The sequence below is a fragment of the Streptomyces chartreusis NRRL 3882 genome (assembly GCF_900236475.1).
Taxonomy (GTDB): domain Bacteria; phylum Actinomycetota; class Actinomycetes; order Streptomycetales; family Streptomycetaceae; genus Streptomyces; species Streptomyces chartreusis_D.
Genome location: NZ_LT963352.1, coordinates 314,192 through 337,780 on the forward strand (window position 1 = coordinate 314,192; position 23,589 = coordinate 337,780).

Here is a 23,589-nt window from a genome sequence, read left to right on the forward strand (position 1 = left end):
GATGACCGGGCACGGGGAACGGCGGCGGGACCCGGGCCGGATCCCGCCGCCGTTCACCCGTCGTCGTGCCGCGTGAGTCTCTCAGCCTCGCCTGACGCGGCGGAGGACGACGAAGCCCGCGATGACCAGGACGGCGCCCGCCGCGGCCGGCCAGAGCTGGGCGCCGGTGTCGGCGAGGCCGCCGCTGCCGACAGCCTGGGGCTCGGTCCGGGACGGGAGCGACGGGGTGGGGGCGGCGCTGGTCGCCGTTCCGACGGCCTGGGACTGGCCGAGGCCGTCCGTGTCCTCACCGGTGTCGTCCTTGGAGCCGCCCTGCTCACCGGCGTTCGCCGTGCCGCCTTCGGGCGTGGGCGTCGCGAACACCTCCGGTTCGTCGGTGCCCGGCGCGGCAGTGGGCGAGCCGCCCTGCTCCGGCTGCTCCGGCTCGGGGGCCGGCTCGTTCGTCGCCGGCGGCTTGGCGGCCTCGCCCTTCCCGCCGCCGTCGCCCTTCCCGCCATCGCCGTCACCCGTGTCGCCGGGCTTTCCGCCGGCGTTGCCGCCCTGCGGGGCGTCCGGGGTGCGGGTGGGCTGCTCCTGCGGGGCCTCGGGAGTCTTCGTCGGCTGCTCCTGCGGCTCCTCCTCCGGGTTGTCACCCGGCTCGGCTCCCACTCCGGCGCCGCACTCGCGGCCGTCGTTGATGCAATCGGCCATCTCCCGCATCAGGTCCTCGTCGAAGACGTTGATGAAGTCGCCGTGGTCCGTGACCGGCTTGTGCAGTTGCTCCGGGAAGGAGTCGACCGCGAACAGCGGTGTCGTACGTCCGCCGTCCTCCAGGCTCGGCGCGTCGACGTCGTAGACGATGCGCTGGACCAGCTGCGGAATGGGCCGGAAGCCGGCCGGGCAGTTGCCGGCGGCGTCCGTGAACGCCACGTGCGTTCGGTGGTTGGCGCTGTCGATGTTGCGGCCGTCCCAGCAGCTCTGGAACTTGAACGTGCGCACCACGTCGCTGCCCTGCGGGCACAGCGGGTACTTGTCCTTCAGCTGCCGGTCCTCGAAGCCCGTACAGCTCCAGGAGGCGTTGGCGTTGGCCGGGCCGTTGACGAACGACTTGGCATCACCGGTGATGATGCGCAGCAGCCGCGGCATGACGGTGACCTTGCCACGCGGGTTGCCCACGAAGGTCAGCGTGACCTGCTTCGGCGTGATGATCTCGCCGGCGTTGCCCTCGATACCGCCGCCGGGCGAGTTGGCGTCCTGTTCCCGGGAGCCGTTCTGGAGGCGCAGCACGGGCCAGTAGTAGGAGGACTTGTCGCCCTGGTCGACGCAGCTCGTCTCGGCGTTCGCGAGATCCTGGTCGCTGGCGAAGGCGTTGTTGGCCTGGTTCCCGACGTAGTCGTGGAAGTGGTGGGCGCCGTTGGTGACGCCGGGGGCGGCGATGATGTTGTCGGAGTTGAACAGGCCGTTCTCGTTCACGCCGCAGTCGGTGGCGAAGGAGCCCCGGGAGGCTTTCGTCCCCTGGCGGGGGCCGTCGGCGCTGGGCTGGACGCTGGTGATGGGCGCGAAGTCGGCGGCGACGGGGCCGTTGCCCGCCTGTCCGCCGTTGCCGCCCTGACCGCCCTGCCCTTGGCCGTCGCCCTGGCCCTGGCCGCCCTGCCCCTGCTCCTGGCCGGGCTGCTGGCCGCCGTCGCCGCCCTGGCTTCCGCCCGGCGCGGGGGCCTGGTTGCCGGAGTCCCGTACGGTGCAGGCGGCGAGGGCCTCGAGCCCTTCGGGGCGGTCCCCCACCCGGTCGATGGCGATCGCGATGCGTTCGAGGGTCGCGGCCCGCTTGTCCTTCAGCGGGTCCATGATCGCGTTGTCGGCGAAGCCGGAGTCCTGCCGCAGCTGCTGCGCGGACTCGCTCAGCCGCTGGTAGGCCTTGGCGATCTGCTCGTCCAGGAGGGCGAGTTCCTTGTCGACCTCCCCCCGGGCCTGCTCGGGAACGGACGTCAGCTTGCTCCCGACGTCCGGGCAGTCGATCGTGGAGCCCGCGGTCCGGACCCCCGTGCCGGACCGCGTCTGGGCGGAGTCACCGCTCGAACCGCCGTCGGTCGCGGAGGCGTAGACGTTCGCGGCCATCAGGCCGCCTCCGCCGAGGATCAGTGCGAATGCGGCGAAGGTCGCGCGTCGTGGGCCGGTAGGGCGTCTTCGCGTGTTGCGTCCCAAGGGTGCTCTCCTGCGCTTGTGGCGTACCGGGCATGAAAATCCCCTCGCCCCATACGTACCGGAGCACCGGCCCGTTCACGTGTCTCGAAAATTTTCGGAGAACTCTCATGAAGCCGCGAAACACCCGAACGTCAGCGGCTGGGTGGCGGGGCGCAACGTGCGATTGCGCCGCTTCCGCTGCCCCCTGGCGGATTCGATGCGTTCGACGAAAGGTTCCTCAGAGCCGGTGGAGTTCCTTCGTGGTGCGGCCGAGGTAGGTGGCCGAGCCGGGCTCGGGGACGTCGAGCTCGTGGAAGCCCATGCGGTCGTAGAAGGTCCTGGCCCGGGTGTTGGCGGTCGCCATGGACAGGTGGACGGCCGGCACTCCCCTGCCCTGGAGGGCCGCCAGGAACGTCCGCATCAGGCGGCGGCCGTGGCCGCGCCCCTGCCAGTCGGGCAGGAGGTCGATGTGCAGGTGCGCGGGGTAGGCGGCGAGTTCGGGCAGCACCATCCGCTCGGGGTCGTGCAGCAGTCCCGCCATCGCCTCGTCCGCAGTGCGCGGCGGCTGCGGCGGCTTCGGGTAGCGGTCGGCGACCAGCGGCAGCCAGGTGGCGCGGAACGCCTCGGCGAAGCGCGCGGTGTCCGCCGTGCCGAGGATGTAGCCGACGGCCCGTCCCCGCCCGTCGTCCAGCACGAAGGCCAGGTCCGGCTCCAGATGGACGTACGGGGCCGCGAAGGTGACCGGGAAGATGCCCGGGTCCGTGTAGTGGGGGCGGCTGTCCTGGCCGCTGTGCGCGGTGCGGACGCAGATGTCGTCGAGGGCCGGACGGTCCTCGGGGCGGTACGGGCGGATGGCGGGGAGCTTGGTCATGGCCGCATCCTGCACGCGCTGGGAGCGCTCCCTCAACCCGATTCGCGGAGCTTGCCGAGGGCGGCTTAACAGCGCGGCTCGGGGTTACCCGGCCCCCATGGTGAAGCTGCATATACCGGGACGAAAAGAACATCACGCGAGCGAGGCTCCGCCTCAGGACCACGCCACCGGCCGGGCTCCCGATCCGGCCGCGGAACGGCCCGGTCCACGGCCGGAGCAGGAGCCCGGTCCGGGGCCCGAAGTGGAGCGGGCCGCGCCCGACAGCCCGAGTGAACTCCCCAGGAAGTCGTGGGGCGCGGTGCTGAAGGGGAGCCTGCGGGAGTTCAAGGACGACGAGCTGACCGACCGGGCCGCCGCGCTCACGTACTACGGGGTGCTGGCGCTGTTCCCGGCGCTGCTGGTGCTGGTCTCGCTGCTCGGCATCACCGGCAGGTCGACCACGGACAAGGTGCTCGACAACGTCCAGAAGTTCGCCCCCGGCCCGGCCCGCGACATCATCACCCGGGCCGTCGAGCAGTTGCAGGGCAACGCCGGCATCGGCTCGCTGATGGCGATCGTCGGTCTCGTCCTCGCGGTGTGGTCGGCCTCCGGCTACGTGGGGGCGTTCATCCGCTCCGCCAACGCCGTCTACGACATGCCCGAGGGCCGGCCGGTGTGGAAGCTGCTGCCGGTGCGGGTGGCCGTGACGGTCGTGCTGATGGTGCTGGCCGTGATCAGCGCGCTGATCGTGGTCTTCACGGGCGGGCTGGCCCGGCAGGCCGGAACCACGCTCGGGATCGGGGACACCGCGCTGACGGTGTGGTCGATCGCGAAGTGGCCCGCCCTCGTGGTGCTCGTCACGATCATGATCGCGATCCTGTACTGGGCGACCCCGAACGCCAAGGTGAAGGGGTTCCGCTGGATCACGCCGGGCAGTCTGCTGGCCCTGCTGATCTGGCTGGTCGCGTCGGCCGGCTTCGCGGTCTACGTGGCCAACTTCGCCTCGTACAACAAGACCTACGGCACGATGGCCGGCGTCATCGTCTTCCTGGTGTGGCTGTGGATCACCAACCTGGCGATCCTGCTGGGCCTGGAGTTCGACGCGGAGACGGTCCGGCAGCGGGCCATCGCCGGTGGTCATCCACCCGAGGCCGAGCCGTACACGCAGCCGCGTGACACCCGTGCGTGGGACGAACAGGACCGGCGCCGCATGGAAGAGACCTGATCCGTTCAGCCCATGAGCCCGGCGGCGACCGTCGCACCCAGTTCCCAGCACTTCCCGATGTCGTCCTTGCCGGGCTCACCGGTCACGGTCACGGCCGCGGCGGCTCGGCGCCAGCCGAGGCCCGTCGTGATCGACTCGATGCCCCGCACGGCTCCGGTGACGTCGTTCCCGCCGTGGACGTAGTACCCGAAGGACCGGCCGCGGGTCGCGTCGAGGCAGGGGTAGTAGACCTGGTCGAAGAAGTGCTTGAGGGCCCCGGACATGTAGCCGAGGTTCGCGGGGGTGCCGAGGAGGTAGCCGTCGGCGGCGAGGACGTCGGAGACGGTGGCGGACAGCGCGGGCACGCGGACGACCCGGACATCCTCGATCTCGGGGTCCGTCGCCCCGGAGACGACGGCTTCGAACATCGCCTGGCAGTTGGGCGAGGGCGTGTGATGGACGATCAGCAAGGTGGCCACGTCCCCCGACCTTACAAGTCGTGACGACCATGAGTGTCCGGCGCGAGAACTGGTACCCGTCCCTCGCTCTCCGTACGAGAAAGGGAGGTACCGCCTTGTCACAGGTAGAGGAATCCATCGAGGTCCGCGTCCCGGTGCACACCGCGTACAACCAGTGGACGCAGTTCGAGGACTTCCCCCAGTTCATGGACGGCGTGGAGCGCATCGAGCAGCGCACCGACACCCTGACGCACTGGGTGACGAAGGTCGGCGGCCAGGAGCGGGAGTTCGACGCGGAGATCACCGAACAGATCCCCGACGAGCGCGTCGCCTGGACCACCGTGAACGGCGAGGCCAGGCAGGCCGGTGTCGTCACCTTCCACCGCATCCAGGACGACACGACCAAGGTCATGCTCCAGATGGACTTCGACCCCAGCGGCGTGGCCGAGACCGTGGGCGACAAGCTCGGGTTCGTGAAGCGGCAGGTCTCCGGTGATCTGCGGCGGTTCAAGCAGTTCATGGAGGCCCGTGGGACGGAGACCGGGGCCTGGCGCGGCGAGGTCTGATCCGGCGGAAAAGGGCGGCCGCCACCACATCACATGTGGTGGCGGCCGTCCCTTGTCGTCCACTACGTCGTCCACTACGCCGGCGCCGGCCGGGCCGTCCCGCTCTGAAGCCGTTCCCGGGCCTGCCGGCTCAGGTCGTTGAGGCGCAGGGCGAGTCGTGCCGCGGCGTCGTAGAGGGCGTGGACCGCCGGGAGGTGTTCCAGGCGCGGGGCCAGGGCCGAGAGGGCGATGGCCAGGGCCACGCCGGCCCAGCCCACGGGGCCCAGCGGGGTGCAGCCGAAGAAGTGGCTGACGCCGGGCGTCTGGACGAGGGCGGCGAGTACGGCGGCGGAGCCGAGGGCCGTGACCCATACCAGCGGGCTGTGGCGCCGGCCGGAGAGGGTCTGCACGAGCTGGGCGCCGACCACACCGCACAGGGCCATGGTGGTGGACCGTCGTTCGGTGCCGGGGGTGAGGCGGCCGATGAGGTACGCCGTGACCGCGCCGAGGCAGGTGGTGACGCCCCGGCGCCGGATGGAGCGCAGCAGCGGCGTGCCGAGTACGTCGAGGCCCATCGGGCCGGTCGCGGCGTGCTCCGCCGTCGAGGGGTCGTCGCTCGGCGTGACCGCCACCGCCATGGCCGGGAACATGTCGGTGAGCAGGTTGACCAGCAGCAGCTGACGCGTCGACAGGGGCGAGGCGCCGGCCAGCAGGGTGCCCAGGACACTGAAGCCGACCTCGCCGGCGTTGCCGCCGATGAGGATGCTCACCGCGTCGGCGACGCTGCGCCACAGGGCACGGCCCTCGGCGACCGCGTCCACCAGGACGGACAGGTCGCCGGAGGTGAGCACGAGGTCGGCGGCGTTGCGCGCGGCGGCGGAGCCGCGGGCCTCGACGCCGACTCCGACGTCGGCGGCCCGGATGGCGGCGGCGTCGTTGGCGCCGTCGCCGGCCATCGCCACGACCCGTCCGGCCTGCTGCAGGGCCTCCACGACGTGCAGCTTCTGCTCGGGTGCGACCCGGGCGATGACGCCCGCTCCGCGCAGCACCCGGACGCGTTCGCGGCGTTCCATGGCGACGAGTTCGTCGCCGGTCACGACTTCGGTCTCCTCCGGCCAGCCCAGTTGCAGGGCGATGGCGCGGGCGGTCTCCGGGTGGTCGCCGGTGAGCATGACGGGCAGGATGCCGGAGCGGCGCAGTGACGCGAGCAGGGCGTGCGAGGTGTCGCGGGGGACGTCGGCGAGGGCCACGAACCCGCTGAACTCCAGGTCCGCGAGCGGCGCGTCGAGTTCGGCGTCGGCGTCGCCGGCCCGGCAAGGGCGCCGGGCGACGGCGAGGACGCGCAGGCCCTGTCCCGCCAGTTCGTGGGCCGTGTCGGTCGTGCCGTCGGGGAGGTCCCGGCAGGCGGGCAGGATCGTCTCCGGGGCGCCCTTGACGACGAGGAGTTCGCCGAAGTCCGGGTCGCCGTCGCGGCCGACCGCCGCGGCGTAGCCCCGCCGTGCCTCGAAGGGCAGCTCGCCGGTCGGTGTCCAGCCCTGGTCGGGCGGCGCGACGTCGAGGACGGCCTCGTCGGTGGCGTGGGCGACGCGGCGGCCCTGTCCCGTCTCCTCCTGCGGGCAGGCGCGGGCGGCCAGGCGCAGGATCGGTACGGCCTGTTCGGACTCCACGGGCAGGACGGTGCCGTCGGCGGTGGCGACGCGGACCAGACGCAGTTTGTTCTCGGTGAGGGTGCCGGTCTTGTCGAAGCAGACGGTGTCGACCCGCCCGAGCGCCTCCAGGGTGCGCGGGGTGCGGACCAGGACGCCGCGCCGGGACAGCCGGCGGGCGGCGGCCATCTGCGCGACCGTCGCGACGAGCGGGAGTCCCTCCGGTACGGCGGCGACCGCGACCGCGACACCGCCGCTGACGGCGCGTCGTACGGGGCTGCCGCGCAGCAGGGACAGCCCGGTCACGGCGGCGCCACCGGTGAAGGTCACCGGCAGTGCCTTGCGGGTCAGTTCCTGGAGCCGCGCCTGTACGCCGGCGGGCGGCGGGGTGCGGGCGGCGAGCGTGACGGCCCGGCCGGCCTCGGTCTGGTCGCCGGTGTCGACGACCAGCGCGGTGGCGCGTCCGGCCACGACGGTGGTGCCCTCGAACACCATGCAGGTGCGCTGGGCCACCGGCAGGCCGGGGGTGGCCTCGACGGCCTTGGTGACCGGCAGGGACTCGCCGGTGAGCGCCGACTCGTCGACCTCGAGACCGTCGACGTCGAGCAGCCGGGCGTCGGCGGGCACGACGTCGCCGGCGCCGAGGGTGATCTCGTCGCCGGGTCGCAGCCGGGCGGCGTCGACGGTGACGGTGTCCCTGCGGCCGTCCCGCTTGCGGGCCTTGGGCTGCTGCCGGGCGGCCAGCCGGGCCAGTGCCTGTTCGGCACGCAGCCGCTGGAGTCCGCCGGTCACGGCGTTGAGGTCCATGGCGCCGACGACCAGCAGCGCGTCGACGAGCGAGCCGAGCAGCGCCGAGGCGACGGCGCCCGTGGCGAGGACGGGAGTGAGCGGATCGTCGAGTTCTCGGCGTACGGCGCCGGCGGCCTGCCATGTCCAGCGGACGGGGGCCATGGCCGGGTGGCGGCCGACGCGAGCGGCGTGTTGCCGCGAGCGGTCGGCGAGGAGGGCGAGTCCGGTGGGCTCGCCGTCGCCGTCGGTGCGCCCCAGCCGGGCACGGGCCTCGTGGGGTTCCAGGGCGTGCCAGGGGATGTGCAGCCGGGGCGGGGGCGGGGTGGCCCGGGCCACCCGGGTGGCTTCGATCCAGCCCGCGAGCAGGGCGTTCGCGGCGGCGATGTTGACGGGGGCGTGCCGGGTGAGGGGCCACAGCAGCCGGCGGCCCGGGGGCTGTCCGCCTCGTGCCACCAGGAGCCCCGAGAGGGCCGCCCCCGCGCGGGCCAGGGTCTGCGAGCGGCGTCCGACGCGCCTGGCCGCGGGAATCGCCGTCAGCAGCCGCCAGACGTCGGCTAGTCCGCCCGGGGCCAGCGCGTCGGCGCCCCAGGAGACGGCCGCGCGGCCGTCGGTGAGGGCGATGGCCACGTCGCCGGCGGGCAGTCCGGCCGCCACGTGCCCGTCGCCGGACTCCGCCAGGCGGGCGACGGTCACCACGACGTGCCCGTCGTCCTGGAGGGCCCGTACGACGTCGCCGAACGGCTTGGCGCTCGGGGCGACCTCGTCGGCGAGCCGGGTGATGTCCCTCAGGTCGGAGCCGCCGGCGATCACGACGTGCAGCCCTGCCCGGCGGGCGGCGTCGAGGACGGCCTCCGCGAAGGGGTGGACCGGGTCGTCGGGCAGCCCGTCGGAGTCGCGTCCGTCCTGCCGCCGGCTGCGCAGGGCGTCGGCGTGCAGGACGAGGGCGTCGGCGATCTCCAGCTGGCGCAGGCGCTCCCCGCTGCGCACGAGGATCCCGGCCCTGGCGAGGAAGGTGCCGAGGGTCGCGCCGAAGGCGGCCGGTCCGTACCGGGCCGCCTTCGGGGATCCGGCGAGGACGGCTTCGGCCGCTTCCCTCGCGGAGTGTGTGACGAGGAGGGTGGCGGCGGCGCCGGCGAGGCTGCCGGTGCTGGCGTGGGAGGCGTACTCCTGGGCGGGCGTCACCTTGAGCGGCGGCCGGGTGTCCGAGGGGTAGGGCAGACTGGTGCGCTGTTCGTGGCAGATGTCGTCGTGCAGTGCCTCGAAGGCCGCGGCCCTGGCCACCGCCTCGGTCAGCTGGGTGCCGCGCAGCACACCGTCGAGCACGAGCGCCAGCGGGGTCTGGCCGACGCCGTGTGCGGCGGCGTTGGCGGCGGCGAGGACGAGTTCCATGCCGTGGGTGCCGAACCGCTTCCGGAGCAGGGCCCGGAAGCGGGGGTTCTCCCGCAGCAGTGTGACGGTGGCGGTGACGATGCGTGAGGTGGGCGGCAGGCGCAGGGACCGGCCGGCGAGGGCACCGGCGGCGCCGGCGGCGTCCAGCAGGATCGCCGCCGCGGTCGCGCGCACCTCGCCGGGATCGCCGGGGTGGGTGGCCTCCTCGGCCTCCGGGTCGGCGCCCTCGGTCAGGCCGAGGCGGGTGGCGAGCGCGGTGGCCCGCTCGCTGACGCGGTCGGTGACGGCGTCCTCGGCCACGGTGATCACCAGGCGGGACAGTCCCTCGTCCCAGTACGCCGCGATGACGTCCGGGTGGTCGAGCAGTTCCCCGGCGACCTTGCGGGCGATGCCGCCGATCTCCCCGTCGGACCGCCGCAGGGCGATGTGGACGCGCTGCCCCGCCGTCCAGTGCTGCCCGCCGGACAGAGCGTTGCGCGCGACGTTGCGCACGCGCCGCGTGGTGTCGTAGACGGACGTCACGCCCTGGGCGGTGCTGCGGGCGGCGCCTGCCGCCGCCCCGGCCATGGCCCCGACGAGCGGGGCGACGTCGAAGCGTGTGAGCATCTCCTGCTGTCCCGACTCAGCCGGTGGGCCGGCTGTCGTGTCCGTGCCGGTGGGCCTGCTCCCGGTCCGGCTCCTCGCCGTGCGGGCCGTGCGCGGTGGCCTCGGCGACCTGCTTCAGCGCCGAGGCCGTGGCGGTGTCGCCCACCTTCGCGGGCTGTTCGTGGACGTGGTGTTCCGGCCGGTCGTGCCGGTAGTGGGACGAGGCCAGCTTGTCACCGGGGCCGTACGAGGACGTGCCCTGGTCGTCCGGCCTGTCCTGGACACCGGTGCGGCCTTCACGGGCCCCGGCGACCTGCGTGCCGCCGTTCCCCGACGTGCCGTCGGGTCGCTGTCCGGGCTTCGGCTGGGTCAACCAGGCGACGGCCGCGCCGGTCAGCGCCACCGGCCACTCCACCACTCCGGCCACGCCGAGCACTCCGGCACCGGCGTAGACGGCCATGCGGCGGCCGCGCGGCGACACCGCGCCGATCCGGTCCAGGGCGTCCCCGGCCACCTTGCCCACCTGGTCCGCACCCGGCAGATGCCTCAGTCCGGAGGCGACGGCCCGCAACGGCTGCGGAAGATCGGAACGTGATGTCTCCTGGTTCATGGCGACCTCCACAAGCGCGTTGTCCAGCGGCTTCAACCGGTTTCCCAGCTCTGTGACCCATATTCCGCCTTTGCGGGAGCGAGCGCTTGTCTTGTTCGGCCGGGGTCTCAGCCGAGGTTGCGCAGGACGGTCTCGCCGTCGTGGACGCCGCCCACGCAGCGCTTGGTGTACGACTGGGATCCGTCACCCACGGCGGTGATGACGATCACGCCGCCACCGGCGATGCACTGGCTCGCGGTGACGTCCGTCGGGCGGGCCGCGGCGTGCGCGGGCGCGGCGAGCGCCACCGCGGCCAGGGCGGTGAGGAGGGTGTACGGCGGCTTCTTCATGGCGGGTGCTCCTTCGTGCGGGGAGGGGGTGCCGGTGCCATGCCAGCGTCACCAGGGCGGACACGGCGTGCCACCGGAGCGTGGTCCGCCCGGGCCGCCCCAGGCGTGCACGGGGTGGGGACCTTCGCCTGGTCGCACCTGGCCGGCGGAGAGGTGCACTGCGCGACGAACACGCTGCGCCTCGCCGAGGGCCTCCCGTGTCGGCGTGACGGCTCCGGGTACTCAGAGCAGGCACGCAGGCCGTCACGGGTCCGGGCACGCGCGACGGCGGGTGCCCGGTTCGGCGAATGGAGTGGTCATGACGCAGAACGGTGATGACGCGACGCTCGTCCGGCGACCGGGAATCCCCGATTTCCGGCTGTCCCCGGACCAGCCCGAGCCCGCGCCACCACAGGACCCGCAGGCCGACGAGCCGCCGCAGGAGCTGCCCCTGGACCGCAACCAGGCGATCCTGGAGGCGGCCAAGCAGGTCGGTGCCGTGCTGAAACGCAAGGGGCACCTGTTCGCGCTGGCCGGGAGCGTGGCCGCCTACGCCCACGGCGGTGAGAAGAACCTCCAGCACGACGTCGACTTCGCCATCCGCCCCGAGGACGCGGACGCGGTGGCGGCCACACTCCGCGAGGCCGGGCTGACGGTCTACAGCCCGCCGGAGGACTGGCTGATCAAGGCCACGTGCTTCGGCCAGCCGGTGGACATCATCTTCGAGCTGGCGCACCAGCCGGTCGGCGCGGACATGCTGGAGCGGGCGGAGGAGGTCTCGGTCGACTCGGTGCGCATGCCCGTGCTGGCCCCGACCGACCTGCTGTGGAGCCTGATCGCCGCGTTCTCCGAGCACCACTGCGACTTCGGCGCGGCCCTGCCCATCGCGCGTGCCCTGCGCGAGAAGGTCGACTGGGAGCGGGTGCGGCGCGAGTGCGGGGACGCGCCCATGCCCGCCGCCTTCTTCTTCCTGCTGGAGCGCCTGAACGTCATCTGATCGCATCCGATGCGGAAGGAACATCCATGAGTACCCACGGCTCACAGCACACGGGCGGCGGGGAGCCGGCGCAGAACCTGGACTACCGGATCGCCCACCTCCAGGACCGCCTCGCCTCCGGTGAGCTCGGTGAACTGGGCGTCCGGGTCGAGGCCCGCGGCCAGACGGTGCTGCTCACCGGCACCGTGCCCTCGGCGCCCTGCCGCGAGGAGATTCTGCGCACCGTCCACGAGGAACTCGCCGGGGTCCCGGTGCACAGCGACCTCGTGGTCACCGAGACGTCCTCCCCCGACCACGCGGAGGAACTCGCATGATCCGCATCGCAGCCGTCGGAGACATCCACCTGGGGCCCGACGATCAGGGCCTGCTCCGTCCCGCCTTCGAGACCCTGCCCGAGTGCGCCGATCTGCTGCTGCTGGCCGGGGACCTGACCCGGCACGGCACTCCCGAGGAGGCCCGGGTGGTGGCCCGGGAGATCGAGGACCTCGGGGTGCCGGTGGTCGCCGTGCTGGGCAACCACGACCATCACGACGACCGGCCCGACGAGGTCACGGCCGTCCTCCGGGACGCCGGCGCCCATGTCCTGGAGGGGCAGGGGACGGTCGTGACGAGCGGCGGGGCACGGATCGGCGTGGCCGGAACCAAGGGGTTCGGCGGCGGCTTCGTCGGCCGCTGCGCCGGGGAGTTCGGCGAGCCGGTCATGAAGGAGTTCGTCAGGTACTCGCGCCGGTGCGCCGACGGCCTGCGGACGTCCCTGGAGCAGTTGGGCGAGGAGGGCTGTGACGCGCGGATCGCCCTGACGCACTTCTCCCCCGTCCCGGACACGCTGGCGGGCGAGCCGCTGGAGATCTATCCGTTCCTGGGCAGCTATCTGCTGGCCGAGGCGATCGACACCGCCGGTGCCGACCTCGCGGTGCACGGGCATGCGCACGCCGGCACGGAACACGGCATGACGAGCGGCGGTGTGCGGGTGCGCAACGTCGCCCAGCCGGTCATCGGGCGGGCCTTCCACATCTACCATCTGCCCGTCCGCGACCATGCGGCCACCAAGGCCGCCGCCGCACACGCCGCCCGCTAGACAGCCGAGTCCCCCACCGCCGCCGGCCGACGCCGGCGGCGGTCTGACGTCACGAGCCGCTCCCCGTACCGCCTCTGGTGTGAACGCCCCGCAAGTCGTGCCCTTTTCAGGCATTTTGTCTGCTTAGCATGCTTGCTCCGCCGTTCGAGAGGACACCAGATGGCGCTGACGGGCCGTCAAAGACCACCGTCCGAGCATGCTTTCTCCCCGCACGACGCCGTACTGCGCACCGCGGCACCGCACGTCGCCCGCCGCCGTTTCCTGACCGTCACCACGGCGGCCGCGCTGCTCGCCTTCTCCACCAACCGGCCGGCCCGCGGCGCCACGGCCGCCCCCGAGCTCGACGCGGCACGGATCACGGACGACCCGTTCACCCTGGGCGTGGCATCCGGGGACCCGCTGCCCGACTCGGTGCTGATCTGGACCCGGCTCGCTCCCGAGCCGTTCGCGGAGGACGGCGGCCTGGGCCAGCAGCGGGTCGTCGTCCAGTGGGAGGTGGCCTTGGACGAGTGGTTCGCCCTCGTCGTGCACCAGGGGGCCGCCACGGCCCACCCCGAGTACGCCCACAGCGTCCACGTCGACGTCAAGGGCATGATGCCGGACAGCCACTACTACTACCGGTTCCGGGCGGGCACCTGGATCAGCCCCGTCGGCCGCACCCGGACGGCGCCGGCCGAGGGCAGCGACGCGGACAGCCTGCGCCTGGCCGCCGTCGCCTGCCAGGCCTACCAGGACGGCTACTACACCGCCCACCGTCATCTGGCGCAGGAGGACGTCGACATGGTCTTCCACCTCGGCGACTACCTGTACGAGTACCCGGTGGACTCGGCCGGCGGGGACCGCCGCTACACCGACCGCAAGCTGCCCGACGTGTTCAACCGCGAGACCACCACACTGGCGGACTACCGGCTGCGCTACGCGCTCTACAAGAGCGACCCGGACCTGCAGGCCGCGCACGCCCGGCACCCGTTCGTCGTCACCTGGGACGACCACGAGACCGAGAACAACTACGCGGGCGCCGTCGACGAGAAGGGCGGTCCTCCCGAGCAGTTCCTGGTGCGGCGTGCCGCCGCCTACCGGGCGTACTGGGAGCACCAGCCGCTGCGTGCCGGGCAGCTTCCGCAGGGGCCCGACGCCCGGTTGTACCGCAGGCTGACCTGGGGCTCGCTCGCCCAGTTCGACATCCTCGACACCCGCCAGTACCGCTCCGACCAGGCCTACGCCGACCGGCCGCACGCGCCGGGCCCCGAGTCCGACGATCCGGCCCGCACCCTGACCGGCGCCGCGCAGGAACGCTGGCTGCTGGACGGCTGGCGGAACTCCACCGCGCTGTGGCACGTGATGCCCCAGCAGGTGTGCTTCTCCCAGCGCAGGTTCGACCTGACCGCGCCGGCCCGGGTCTCCATGGACGCCTGGGACGGCTACCGCGCCTCCCGCAACCGCGTCATGGCGGGCGCGAAGGCCGCGGGCGTCGACAACTGGATGGTCCTCACCGGCGACGTCCACGTCGGGTACGCCTTCGACATCAAGGACGACTTCGACGACCCGGCGTCCAGGACGGTGGGCACGGAGTTCACCTGCACCTCCATCGCCAGCGGCGGGAACGGCGCCCAGAAGCCCACCGAGTGGGACACGTACATGAAGGCCAACCCGCACATGAAGTTCTTCGACGGCCGGCGCGGCTACGTCCGGGTCGCGCTGGGCCGCGAGAACGCCCAGGCCGACTTCCGGACCGTCTCGGCCATCACGACCCCCGGGGCCGCCGTCTCGACGGCTGCGTCCTTCGTCACGGAGGTGGGCTCACCCGGCCTGAAGTCCGCCTGACCCGCGTCACGTCCGCACCTACTGCACTTGGCGCCCCATCCCCGCTCCAAAGCGCGAAACGCGGCGGCCCGGGACATCACTCCGGACCGTTCCGGCAAGGCCTATGGCCTTGCGTCAGTTCCACCGTGAGCGAAGGAGACACACCGAATGGTCCACAGACATGCCGTGACCGGCCGCCGGGCGGCCCTGACCGCGCTCGGCGCGCTCGTCGCCACCGGGATCCCCTCGGTCGTGGCGGCCGAGCCGGCGCCCCCCGCGGAACCTCTGCCCTCGGCCGCCCAGACCGTCGGCGCCGACCGCGCACCGGCTCCGGTCCTGCGTGCTCTGCAGCGCGACCTCGGGCTGACCCCGGCCCAGGCGTCCCGGCGACTGATCAACGAGGCGGAGGCGGGCACCCGGGCGGGGCGGCTGCGCAACGCGCTGGGCAACCGTTTCGCGGGGGCCTGGCTGCGCGGCACGACGTCGCAGGAGCTGTTCGTGGCGACCACCCACGCGACCGATGTGCCCGTCATCAAGGCCCAGGGCGCCAAGGCGGCCGTCGTGAAGCGGACACTCCGCGACCTCCGGGCCGCCAAACGGAAACTGGACGCGGCGGCGGGGCGCGTCAGCACGCGTGACACGCCCCTGTGGTACATCGACATCCCGGCGAACCGAGTCGTGGTGGAGGCCACGAACAAGGCCTCGGCCGCCGCCTTCGTCAAGGCCGCGGGCCTCGACGGCAAGAGCGTGGGCGTCAAGGTGACGGCCGACCGGCCGCGCCTTCTCACGGACATCACGGGCGGCGACGCCTACTACATCGACGGCTCCGCCCGCTGCTCCGTCGGCTTCTCCGTCACCAAGGGCGCGCAGCAGGGCTTCGCCTCGGCGGGCCACTGCGGCCGGAGCGGCGCCCGGACGACCGGGTTCAACAACGCGGAGCAGGGCACGATCCAGGCTTCCACGTTCCCCGGCAAGGACATGTTGTGGGTGGCCGTCAACGACCAGTGGACGGCCACCCCGAACGTGAGGGTCGAGGGCGAGCAGAAGGTGCAGATCACCGGCTCGGTCCAGGCGCTCGTCGGAGCCGCCGTCTGCCGCTCCGGCTCCACCACCGGGTGGCACTGCGGCCAGATCGAGCAGCACGACACCAGCGTCAGCTACGCCGAGGGCAGGGTGGACGGGCTGACCCGGACGACGGTGTGCGCCGAGCCGGGCGACTCCGGCGGGCCCTTCGTCACGGGCGTCCAGGCCCAGGGTGTGACCTCCGGCGGCACGGGCGACTGCACGAGCGGGGGCACCACCTTCTACCAGCCGATCAATCCCCTGCTCAGGGACTTCGGCCTCACGCTCAAGACCGCCGCCGCCCAGTCCTCGGCACAGCAGGACAAGGTCACGCAGGCGTGGGCCGCCGGGCGGGTCTATGAGGCCGGTGTCACGGTGAGCCACGCCGGTGTGCGCTACCAGTGCCTGCAGACCCACCAGGCCCAGGGCGCGTGGGTGCCCACTCGCACTCCGGCCCTCTGGCAGCGGGTGTGACGAAGGGTCAGGGCTGTCCGGTGCCGGCACGCCCCGTGCCGCCGGCGCCGGTCGGGCCCCGCTACTCCTCCTGAGCCAGCAGCGCGTACGCGGTGGCCAGGAACGGGTCGTGGGCGCGGAAGCGGCGGGTGCACAGCGCGGCCAGGGCCGTGCCGGTGTCCGGGCGGAAGCCCAGGAACGCCTGCTGGCCGAGCGTCGCGCCGCTGTGGAAATACATCGGTCCGCCGTCGGTCGGGTGACGGAACCAGGCGATGGTGTGGACGTGCCGGTGCCCGATGCCCCGGCGGAGCACGGGGCGGCACACCGCGCGCAGGGCGGGGGCCAGCTGCGATGGTGCTCCGTTCGGGTCCAGGTGAGCCTCGATGAAGGTGAGCAGGTCGTGCGGGGTGGCCCGCACGGCACCCGCCGCCTGGAAGCCCCCGGCGTCGAAGGGGGGTACGGGTGACTCCCCGTCCTTGCCGTGCCCGCGGGCGTCGAAGCCGGAGTCGTCCGCCCGCAGAGTCGTGCCGTTCAGGCCGAGCGGGCGCAGGACCTGGCCGGTGAGCAGGTCCTCCCACGGTGTGCCGGTCGCGGCGGCCAGTGCGTGCCCGAGCACGGCGACGCCGTAGTTGGAGTAGCGCCAGCGGGTACCGGGGCGGTGGCGGGGCCGGTGACGCAGGAAGGCGTCGACGACCCGGGCCGCGGGGAAGCGGGCGTAGGGGTTGGTGTGCCAGGCGGGCAGGCCCCGGAGGTAGAAGCCGGCCGGAAGGGCGGGCAGCCCGGAGGTGTGCGTGATCAGGTGGGCGAGCGTCACCGGGTTCGCACCCGCCGGCCGCCCCTCGTCCAGCAAGGCGGCGGCCGGTTCACCGCCGGACAACTCGCCGCTGTGGATCAGCCGGGCCAGCAGCAGACCGGTGAACGCCTTGGCGGCCGAGCCGGTCTCGTAGCGGAGGTCCTCGCGGGGAAGCGGCGGGGGCGGGGCGGTACCGCCGCTCAGGACGGTGCGGCGGCCGTGCCGGGAGAGGGCGAAGACGACGTCCGGGGCGTCGGATGCGGCCACGGCGTCCGCGAGCCGCTCGGCGAGCGGGCCGTCGTCCGGGGGCGCAGCCGGCCGACGGACGCGCCGGTCGGCGGTCGCGGCCGCAGGCGCCGCACGCTCATCCGTCGCCGTGTCACACAGTGGCGGGGACTCGTCCGCCGACCGGGCACGCGGTCCCGGGGCCCGGCCCCCCGACGTGCCACGCGAAGTAGCCGGACCCCCCTCCGCCGTCGTATCCCACCGAGCCGGCACGCCGCCCGCCGACCCCGAATGCGGCCCCGGCGCCCGGCCCCCCGACGTGCCGCGCGAGGTCGCCGGGTCCTCCTCCGCCGTCGTATTGCACCGAGCCGGCACGTCGTCCGCCGGCCGGGGATGGGGAGCCGGAGCCCACGTGTCGTCGGGTGGTTCGCCGGGCCAAGGCGTCTGCCGACGGGGCGTCATGAGGCCTCGGCGAGCAGGGACAGGGACCGGGAGGTGGCCAGGACGGAGGCGTAGGCCGCGACCAGGGTCGGGTGGTAGACGATGTCGAACACCTCGTCGGGGGCGCCCTCGGGCATCGTCCGCAGGGCGGGCATGGCCCCGTCGGGCTGCTGGGCGGCGGCGAAGCCCTCCCACGCCCTTTCGTCCAGGGTGGGGCGGGGCAGGCAGGCGTCGACCACCAGCAGTTCGCCGAGCAGGTCCCAGCGTTCCAGGTCCAGCCAGTCGTCGATCCAGACCGGCAGCCAGGTCTCGAGGTAGTCCGCGGTGCCGGGCGGCAGGCCGTCCGGCCTCTCCCCCCAGTCGGTCAGGTGGAAGACGTTGTGCGTGACGTCGTAGGCGATGTGCCCTTCCACGGTCCAGGGCTCGGGGGTGCGGGCCAGCCAGGTCGTGTCCCGCAGGTCGGCTTCCGGCGGCTTGGGCGTGAGACCGAACCGGCGCTGGAACGCGGACAGACCGAGTCGCCGGGTGGGGGTCGCCTCGAACGCCACCCAGCTGTCCAACCGGTGGTTCAGGACTGCCGCCCGCTCGATCTCGGGCTGGCTGTAGCCGAGTTCCTTGAAGGGCAGGTACACCTCGAACGGGATGGGGGACAGCGGCTCCGTGAGCTGCCCCCGCACCAGCATGCGGCCGCCGTCCAGCGTCTCGCGCCAGGCGTGGTCGAGGAGTTGCCGGGCCAGCTGCGCCTGACGCGATCCCGCGACACCCTCGCGGAAGAGCACCTTGCAGATCATGGCGAGTTCGCCGATGGGCTTGAAGCGCTCCAGGAAGCCGACCTCCGGGTCGACGTCGGGTTCCAGCTCGAATCCGTCGCGATGGGCCCACAGCCATTCCAGCGCGCCGGCTCCGACGTTGTGGATCAGGCGGGTGTCGGTCATCCCAGCACTCCTTGTCCGCCCGTCCGGTGGTGCGTGCCGGCCCGGGCTCCGTCGTCGAGCCGCCCGATGGTCAGGGTCGCCGCGAAGGCGGCCATGAGGGTGGGGTGGTAGTGGGAGAGGAAGTCCGGGCCGCTGTCGTGGCCCTCGCCGCTCCCCTGCTCCGGGATCGCGCCTGAGGGGTGCTGTACCGCCGCGATCCGCGCCCAGGCGTCCTGGAGGACATCGTGGTCGGGCAGCAGGGGCAGGCTCGCCGCCACGGCCAGCAACTCGCAGCCGAGGTCCCACATCCCGGCGTCCAGACACGTGTCGAGCCAGGGCGGCAGCCAGTCGGCGAGGTAGTCGGCCAGGTCCGGTGGCAGGCTCCCGGGCCCGGCGCGTCCCCAGTCGGTCAGGTGGAAGACCACGTGGGTGAGGGAGTAGCCCGAGGACGCCTCGAAGGTCCAGGGCTCGGGCAGCCCGGCCAGCCAGGTGCGCCGCAGCGCCTGCGGCATGCCGTCGGATTCCCGGATGCCGCTGCGGGTCTCGGCGTTCAGGACGCCGAGCCGCCGGGTGGGCTCCTGCTCGGTCAGCCGCCAGCTGCGGGTGCGGGCCACCGTGGCGGTGGCCGCCTCGTAGCCGGGGTGCCGCAGGCCCGCCGCGGCCATGGCGGCGTACACCTCCAACGGGTAGGTGGCGAAGGGCTCCAGCCGTTGCAGGCGCACGAACAGCTCTCCCCGGCCGGTCTGCTGCCACGCGAAGGCCATCAGGTCGGCCGCGCAGGCGTGGAGCGGATCCGGGGGCGCGGTGTGCCGGGACACGGTCGCGCACACCTGGGCCAGTTCCCCGAGCGGTTTCCAGCTGCGGTTCACCTGCCCGTCGGGGGCCAGCGCGTCCTCGCCCAGTGCGAACTGCTCGCGATGGGCGGACACCCACGCCAGCGCATCCTCGGCCACCTGCCGCGTCCCCCGTGACCTGCTCACACGAACGCTCCCGTCCGTGTCAGCCGCGCCGCCCGCACCTGCAGGGCCACGAGCGGGTCCTGACCGCCCATCAGCTCCACGAAGTCCAGGCCGTTGTCGAGTCCCAGCGTCCGCGGTACGCCGTCCAGAAGGGTCAGCCAGCGTCCGGCGCCGGCCGCCTGCCGCCAGTCCCTGCGGCGTACCGCGCGCACGAAGCCCCGGGCGACGTCGACCGGACGCTGCCCGGCCGCGCGGGCGACCGCGCACTCCTCGCCGGGCAGGGCGAGGGCGGCCAGGACCGCGAGCTGGTGCGTCAGGACTTGCCAGGTCGTTCCCCGGAGCCAAGCGGCGTCGGGTTCCTCGTCCGGGCCGTCGGCGTGGTCCGGGTCGAGCCGCCGCAGCGTACGTCGCATGGCCCAGTGGCTCCACCTGACGGTGGGGGCGGCGCCGGCACCGGGCGGGTAGGCCTCCACGGCCTTCCGGAACACGGCCAGTTCGCCGGGCGGGGGTGGGGCGTGCAGAAGGGTGCTCGGCAGCAACGCGTCGGCTCCCAGCACACGTACGGCCGCAAGGGTGAGGCCCTCCGCTTCCGTGTCGGCCACCGCCGGGCCGGGCGCACGAGCGTGGTCTCCGCTCCGAAGAGCGGAGACCACACCGGAAGCGAGTTCCCGCACCGCGTCCTGCAAGAGGGACGAAGTGCCTGACTGCTCCATGGTCACTCCTGTCGATCCACTCAACCCTTCTTGGGGCGCGGGGTGGGCGGCGAGAGGAGGAGACCGAATCCACCCTTGAACAGCGCGAGTGCGGCGCACTCACGGCTGTCGCGGTAGATGCCGTCGGCTTCTGCCGGGTCGAGTGCCGCTTCGATGTCGGCACTCTGGATGCCCGTCAGTTCTTCGGTGAACTTCTCGGTGGAAGTCATTGCACCATCTCCTTGGAGGAAGTGGACGCTTTCTCCTCTAGTGCACCCGATGTGGACAAAGCATGCCAACTTACCCATGAGTTTATTTCCATCACATATTCAACATCTCGCGCATGAGTAACAGCGCTGTCGCACTTGATGCCATGCACTGCGGGCCACCGGTTCAGCCCTGTGCCACCACCCGCAGGGTGCGGACGGAGGAGTCCGCCGCGTCGGGGATGAGGACACCGTGATCGGCACCGCTGCGCAGGTAGTCCAGGACCTCGTCGGTGATGACCTCGCCGGGTGCCACCACCGGCACGCCCGGCGGGTAGGGGCTGATCATCTCCGCGGCGATCCGTCCCGCGGCCCGTTCGGCGGGCACGTGCTCGACCGGGGCGAAGAACGCCTCGCGGGGCAGCATCGCCTGCTCCAGTTCCAGCGCCGAGGGCTCGGGCAGGTGGACCGGCGGCCGCCGCTCGATGGTGTCCGCACGCTCGACGAGCGCGGCCAGGGCGTCCACCAGGGCCGTCTCGGTCCGGTCGTCGTCCGCGTACGTGATCGAGGCGCTGATGCGGCAGGTGTCCGAGCCGCCGACGTCCACGTGGCGGTGGGTGCGCAGCCACTCCGTGGCCTGCATCCCGCTGATGCCGAGCTTCCGTACGTCTATGACGAGCTTGAGCGGATCGAGGTCGGCGGCGAGCCCCTCCTCCACGACCTCCCGGCCCATGGGCCGCAGACCCGGCAGGTCGGCGACCACCGCCCGGATGCGTTCGGCCCGGCGGATGGCCGCTTCCAGGAGCTCGCGTCCCTGTTCGACCATCTGGCGGCGCCAGCCGTCGAGCGTGGCGTACACGAGGGAGGAGGCACTGGTGGTGCCGAGCAGGTCCTCCCGCTGTTTCAGGGCCTCGGGCGAGACGCGGTCGTGCTGGAGGTGGAAGACGGAGCTCTGTTCCACGGCCCCGCCCATCTTGTGCACGCTGGTCACCACCAGGTCGGCCTCGGCATCCATGCCCCAGGCGGGCAGCGCAGGGTGGAACGGCAGGTGGGCGCCCCAGGCCTCGTCGACGATGACGGGCACGCCGAACTCGTGGCACACCCTGGCCACTCCCCCGATGTCCGCGCAGGAGCCCCAGTCGGTCGGGGTGATGAGCAGCATGCCCTTGGCGTCCGGGTGCTCCTCCAGACGACGGCGGACGTCATCGGGCTCGGGCGGGTGGGCCACGTGGCGTTCGGCGTCGAACTTCGGGTGCACCCAGATCGGCTCGACGCCGTTGACGACGACGGCCGCGATGACGGACTTGTGGGCGTTGCGCGACAGCAGCAGCTTCTCGCCCGGGCCGGCCACGGCCAGCATGGCGGTCTTCACGGAGAGGGAGCTGCCGCACGTGGAGAAGAACGCCTGCTCGGCGCCGACCGCGTCCGCCATGAGCTCCTGGGCCCGGCTGAGGACGCCCTGCGACTGGCGGCGGTCGTCGAGGCCGTTGAGGGAGAGCACGTCGGAACGGAACACGTCGAGCCCGACGATCTCGGCCACCCGGGGGTCCACTCCCCTGCCCTGCTTGTGGCCCGGCGGGCCGTAGGCGATGTCGCCGCGGCGCCGGAAGTCCTCCAGCGCCTCCAGGACCGGCACGCGCGAGTGGTCCATGGTTCCTCCCAGGTCCGGCCCGCCCGGCCGCCGCGGCGTCCACGCTGTCGTGGCCCGGCGGGGTACACCGACCGTGTTGCACTCGGGGACGCGTCGAAACGCGGTGCTGTCGCGCCCCTGGGCCGTGCCCCGCCCAGGGCACGGCCGCACGGGTCGGGAACGCGGCCCGTGCGGCCGCCCCAGGCGCTGAGCGCCCGGAAGCACAGCACACCGGCCGCACGCGGTCGGCACCACGGAGCACAGCCACACCGGCCGAGAACACGGCGACCCGTCGCCTGCGCTCGGCGTCGGGCACCGCGATACCCGCCAAGGGGCAGCCACACCGGCCCGAGACACGCCGAATGCCCCCGCCTCCGGCGCCGAGCCGCCCGGAGACACACCCGCACCGGACGGACGCGGCCGGTGGCGCTGTTCTGCGCCCTCACCAGCGCCGCCGGAGGCGATGCGCGGCAGGGCCCCCCACGGAACACAGCACCGCCCAGAACGCCGCGAGTGTCGTCGCACCGGGTGGTGAAACCCGGTCGGGGACTCATCGCGGTCGACGCCGGGGAGGCCCCTGTGGAGCGCACGCTCGACGACGTACACCAGGCCGTTCGTGAGGAGGTGGCGGCGCGGGCCGACGCGTTGTGGGGCGTGGCCTCGCTGCTGCACGCCGAGCCCGAGTACGCCTTCGCCGAGCACCGGGCGGCTGCCCTGCTGACGGGTGAGCTGGAGCGGGCCGGTTTCGCTGTGGAGCGCGAGGTGGCGGGGATGCCGACGGCGTTCACCGCGCGCTCGGGCCGGGGCCGGCCCGCCGTGGCACTGCTGCTGGAGTACGACGCCCTGCCCGGCCTCGGCCACGCGTGCGGCCACAACCTCATCGCGGCGGCCGGCCTGGGAGCCGCGCTGGCGGTGAGCGCCGTGCCGGATGCGGCCGCGGGGACGGTGCTGGCGGTGGGCACCCCCGCCGAGGAGGGCGGGGGCGGCAAGGCCCTCGAGGTGGAGGCCGGGGTGTTCGACGGCGTCGACGCGGCGCTGATGTTCCATCCGGGCGTCCACAGCTGGGTGCGGGCGCCGCTGACCGCGCAGGTGCAGTACCGGGTGGCCTTCCACGGCCGGGCCGCGCACCCCACGGGGAATCCGACGGAGGGCATCGACGCGCTCGCGGCGCTGGTGGAACTGTTCAACGTGCTGGCCGTGCTGGGACGGCGACTGCCGGAGGGCTCCCACGTGCAGGGCATCGTCACCCAGGGCGGCATCGCCACGAACATCGTCCCGGAGTACGCCGAGGGCCTGTTCGGTCTGCGCGCGGCCACGACGCCGGCGCTGGAGGACCTCACCGACCGGCTGCGCGAGTGCGCCGACGGCGTGGCGCGGGCCACGGGCACGACCGCCGAGGTGGAGCGGGCCACCGTGCGCTACGAGCACTTCCGGGACAGCGAGACGCTCTCCGAACGGTTCGCCGCGCATCTGTCCCGGGCCGGGATCTGGCTGTCACCGCCGGCGCCCGGCGTGTACCTGGGGTCGTCCGACATCGGGAACGTCAGTACGCGGGTGCCCGCCATCCACCCGTTCGTCGCGATCATGGACGAGGACGGCTCCGACCACACCACGGAGTTCGCCGAGGCCGCCGCCTCTCCCCGGGCCCGCGAGGTGCTGCTCGCCGCCACGGAGGCCCTCGCGTGCACCGCCGTGGACGTCCTGCTGTCGAAGGAGCTGCGCGCGGAGGCCTGGGCGCGCCACCGGGCGGCGCGAACCGCGTGAGTGCTTCAGCCCCAGGTGGGGAACCCGG

Annotated in this window: 20 protein-coding genes; 8 read left to right on the forward strand and 12 right to left on the reverse strand. The window is 73.2% G+C overall.

Going from position 1 to position 23,589, the window contains the following annotated elements; genetic code table 11:
* Nucleotides 1–81: 81 nt before the first annotated feature.
* On the reverse strand, nt 82–2,094 hold the full coding sequence (locus SCNRRL3882_RS01420; protein ID WP_010033587.1) for a DUF1996 domain-containing protein: 2,013 nt from the start codon (nt 2,092–2,094) through the stop codon (nt 82–84).
* A 304-nt stretch (nt 2,095–2,398) separates the two neighbouring features.
* Nucleotides 2,399–3,031 (reverse strand): GNAT family N-acetyltransferase, encoded by a 633-nt coding sequence (locus tag SCNRRL3882_RS01425; protein ID WP_010033586.1) that lies wholly within the window; start codon nt 3,029–3,031, stop codon nt 2,399–2,401.
* A gap of 97 nt (nt 3,032–3,128) precedes the next feature.
* Between SCNRRL3882_RS01425 and SCNRRL3882_RS01430 the strand changes: the two genes are divergently transcribed.
* Nucleotides 3,129–4,235: a YihY/virulence factor BrkB family protein gene (locus SCNRRL3882_RS01430; RefSeq protein ID WP_078602725.1), complete on the forward strand. Its 1,107-nt coding sequence runs from the start codon at nt 3,129–3,131 to the stop codon at nt 4,233–4,235.
* 5 nt (nt 4,236–4,240) lie between these two features.
* On the opposite strand, the gene SCNRRL3882_RS01435 is transcribed toward SCNRRL3882_RS01430, so the two are convergent.
* A complete protein-coding gene (locus SCNRRL3882_RS01435) occupies nt 4,241–4,693 on the reverse strand; it encodes a flavodoxin family protein (protein ID WP_010033583.1) in 453 nt (150 codons plus the stop codon).
* A gap of 95 nt (nt 4,694–4,788) precedes the next feature.
* On the opposite strand from SCNRRL3882_RS01435, the gene SCNRRL3882_RS01440 reads away from it, so the two are divergent.
* Nucleotides 4,789–5,238 (forward strand): SRPBCC family protein, encoded by a 450-nt coding sequence (locus SCNRRL3882_RS01440; protein ID WP_010033581.1) that lies wholly within the window; start codon nt 4,789–4,791, stop codon nt 5,236–5,238.
* A gap of 74 nt (nt 5,239–5,312) precedes the next feature.
* Here the strand turns inward: SCNRRL3882_RS01440 and SCNRRL3882_RS01445 are convergent, their stop codons facing one another.
* From SCNRRL3882_RS01445 to SCNRRL3882_RS01455, 3 genes are all read right to left on the reverse strand, one after another.
* Complete coding sequence (locus tag SCNRRL3882_RS01445) at nt 5,313–9,647, reverse strand: cation-translocating P-type ATPase (protein ID WP_010033578.1); 4,335 nt, start codon at nt 9,645–9,647, stop codon at nt 5,313–5,315.
* Between the two features lie 16 nt (nt 9,648–9,663).
* A complete protein-coding gene (locus tag SCNRRL3882_RS40975; RefSeq protein WP_040902491.1) occupies nt 9,664–10,236 on the reverse strand; it encodes a hypothetical protein in 573 nt (190 codons plus the stop codon).
* Nucleotides 10,237–10,343: 107 nt separating this feature from the next.
* Nucleotides 10,344–10,565: a hypothetical protein gene (locus tag SCNRRL3882_RS01455; protein WP_010033573.1), complete on the reverse strand. Its 222-nt coding sequence runs from the start codon at nt 10,563–10,565 to the stop codon at nt 10,344–10,346.
* A gap of 298 nt (nt 10,566–10,863) precedes the next feature.
* Here SCNRRL3882_RS01455 and SCNRRL3882_RS01460 point away from each other — a divergent pair, with 298 nt between their 5' ends.
* From SCNRRL3882_RS01460 to SCNRRL3882_RS01480, 5 genes are all read left to right on the forward strand, one after another.
* A complete protein-coding gene (locus SCNRRL3882_RS01460) occupies nt 10,864–11,541 on the forward strand; it encodes a nucleotidyltransferase family protein (protein ID WP_010033570.1) in 678 nt (225 codons plus the stop codon).
* Nucleotides 11,542–11,567: 26 nt separating this feature from the next.
* Nucleotides 11,568–11,855 carry a BON domain-containing protein gene (locus SCNRRL3882_RS01465; RefSeq protein ID WP_010033568.1) on the forward strand — a complete coding sequence of 96 codons (288 nt, stop codon included), beginning with the start codon at nt 11,568–11,570 and terminating at the stop codon, nt 11,853–11,855.
* Nucleotides 11,852–12,619 carry a metallophosphoesterase family protein gene (locus tag SCNRRL3882_RS01470; protein WP_010033563.1) on the forward strand — a complete coding sequence of 256 codons (768 nt, stop codon included), beginning with the start codon at nt 11,852–11,854 and terminating at the stop codon, nt 12,617–12,619. Before SCNRRL3882_RS01465 ends, SCNRRL3882_RS01470 begins: the two co-directional genes overlap by 4 nt.
* Before the next feature lie 159 nt (nt 12,620–12,778).
* Nucleotides 12,779–14,443 (forward strand): alkaline phosphatase D family protein, encoded by a 1,665-nt coding sequence (locus tag SCNRRL3882_RS01475; RefSeq protein ID WP_010033560.1) that lies wholly within the window; start codon nt 12,779–12,781, stop codon nt 14,441–14,443.
* Between the two features lie 147 nt (nt 14,444–14,590).
* Complete coding sequence (locus SCNRRL3882_RS01480) at nt 14,591–15,958, forward strand: alpha-lytic protease prodomain-containing protein (protein ID WP_010033558.1); 1,368 nt, start codon at nt 14,591–14,593, stop codon at nt 15,956–15,958.
* A 61-nt stretch (nt 15,959–16,019) separates the two neighbouring features.
* On the opposite strand, the gene SCNRRL3882_RS01485 is transcribed toward SCNRRL3882_RS01480, so the two are convergent.
* From SCNRRL3882_RS01485 to SCNRRL3882_RS01510, 6 genes are all read right to left on the reverse strand, one after another.
* Complete coding sequence (locus SCNRRL3882_RS01485) at nt 16,020–17,117, reverse strand: serine hydrolase domain-containing protein (protein WP_102514957.1); 1,098 nt, start codon at nt 17,115–17,117, stop codon at nt 16,020–16,022.
* 296 nt (nt 17,118–17,413) lie between these two features.
* Nucleotides 17,414–18,331, reverse strand: coding sequence for a DUF6895 family protein (locus tag SCNRRL3882_RS01490; RefSeq protein ID WP_010033554.1), 918 nt, complete (start codon nt 18,329–18,331; stop codon nt 17,414–17,416).
* Complete coding sequence (locus SCNRRL3882_RS01495; RefSeq protein ID WP_086012458.1) at nt 18,328–19,290, reverse strand: DUF6895 family protein; 963 nt, start codon at nt 19,288–19,290, stop codon at nt 18,328–18,330. Before SCNRRL3882_RS01495 ends, SCNRRL3882_RS01490 begins: the two co-directional genes overlap by 4 nt.
* Nucleotides 19,287–19,982, reverse strand: coding sequence for a hypothetical protein (locus SCNRRL3882_RS01500; protein WP_029180734.1), 696 nt, complete (start codon nt 19,980–19,982; stop codon nt 19,287–19,289). Before SCNRRL3882_RS01500 ends, SCNRRL3882_RS01495 begins: the two co-directional genes overlap by 4 nt.
* 20 nt (nt 19,983–20,002) lie before the next feature.
* Entirely contained in the window at nt 20,003–20,191 is a 189-nt protein-coding gene (locus tag SCNRRL3882_RS01505) for a hypothetical protein (protein WP_010033546.1), read from the reverse strand.
* Between the two features lie 163 nt (nt 20,192–20,354).
* Nucleotides 20,355–21,818 (reverse strand): aminotransferase class I/II-fold pyridoxal phosphate-dependent enzyme, encoded by a 1,464-nt coding sequence (locus SCNRRL3882_RS01510; protein ID WP_010033543.1) that lies wholly within the window; start codon nt 21,816–21,818, stop codon nt 20,355–20,357.
* 558 nt (nt 21,819–22,376) lie between these two features.
* Between SCNRRL3882_RS01510 and SCNRRL3882_RS01515 the strand changes: the two genes are divergently transcribed.
* On the forward strand, nt 22,377–23,561 hold the full coding sequence (locus SCNRRL3882_RS01515) for an amidohydrolase (protein ID WP_029180733.1): 1,185 nt from the start codon (nt 22,377–22,379) through the stop codon (nt 23,559–23,561).
* Nucleotides 23,562–23,589 lie beyond the last annotated feature (28 nt).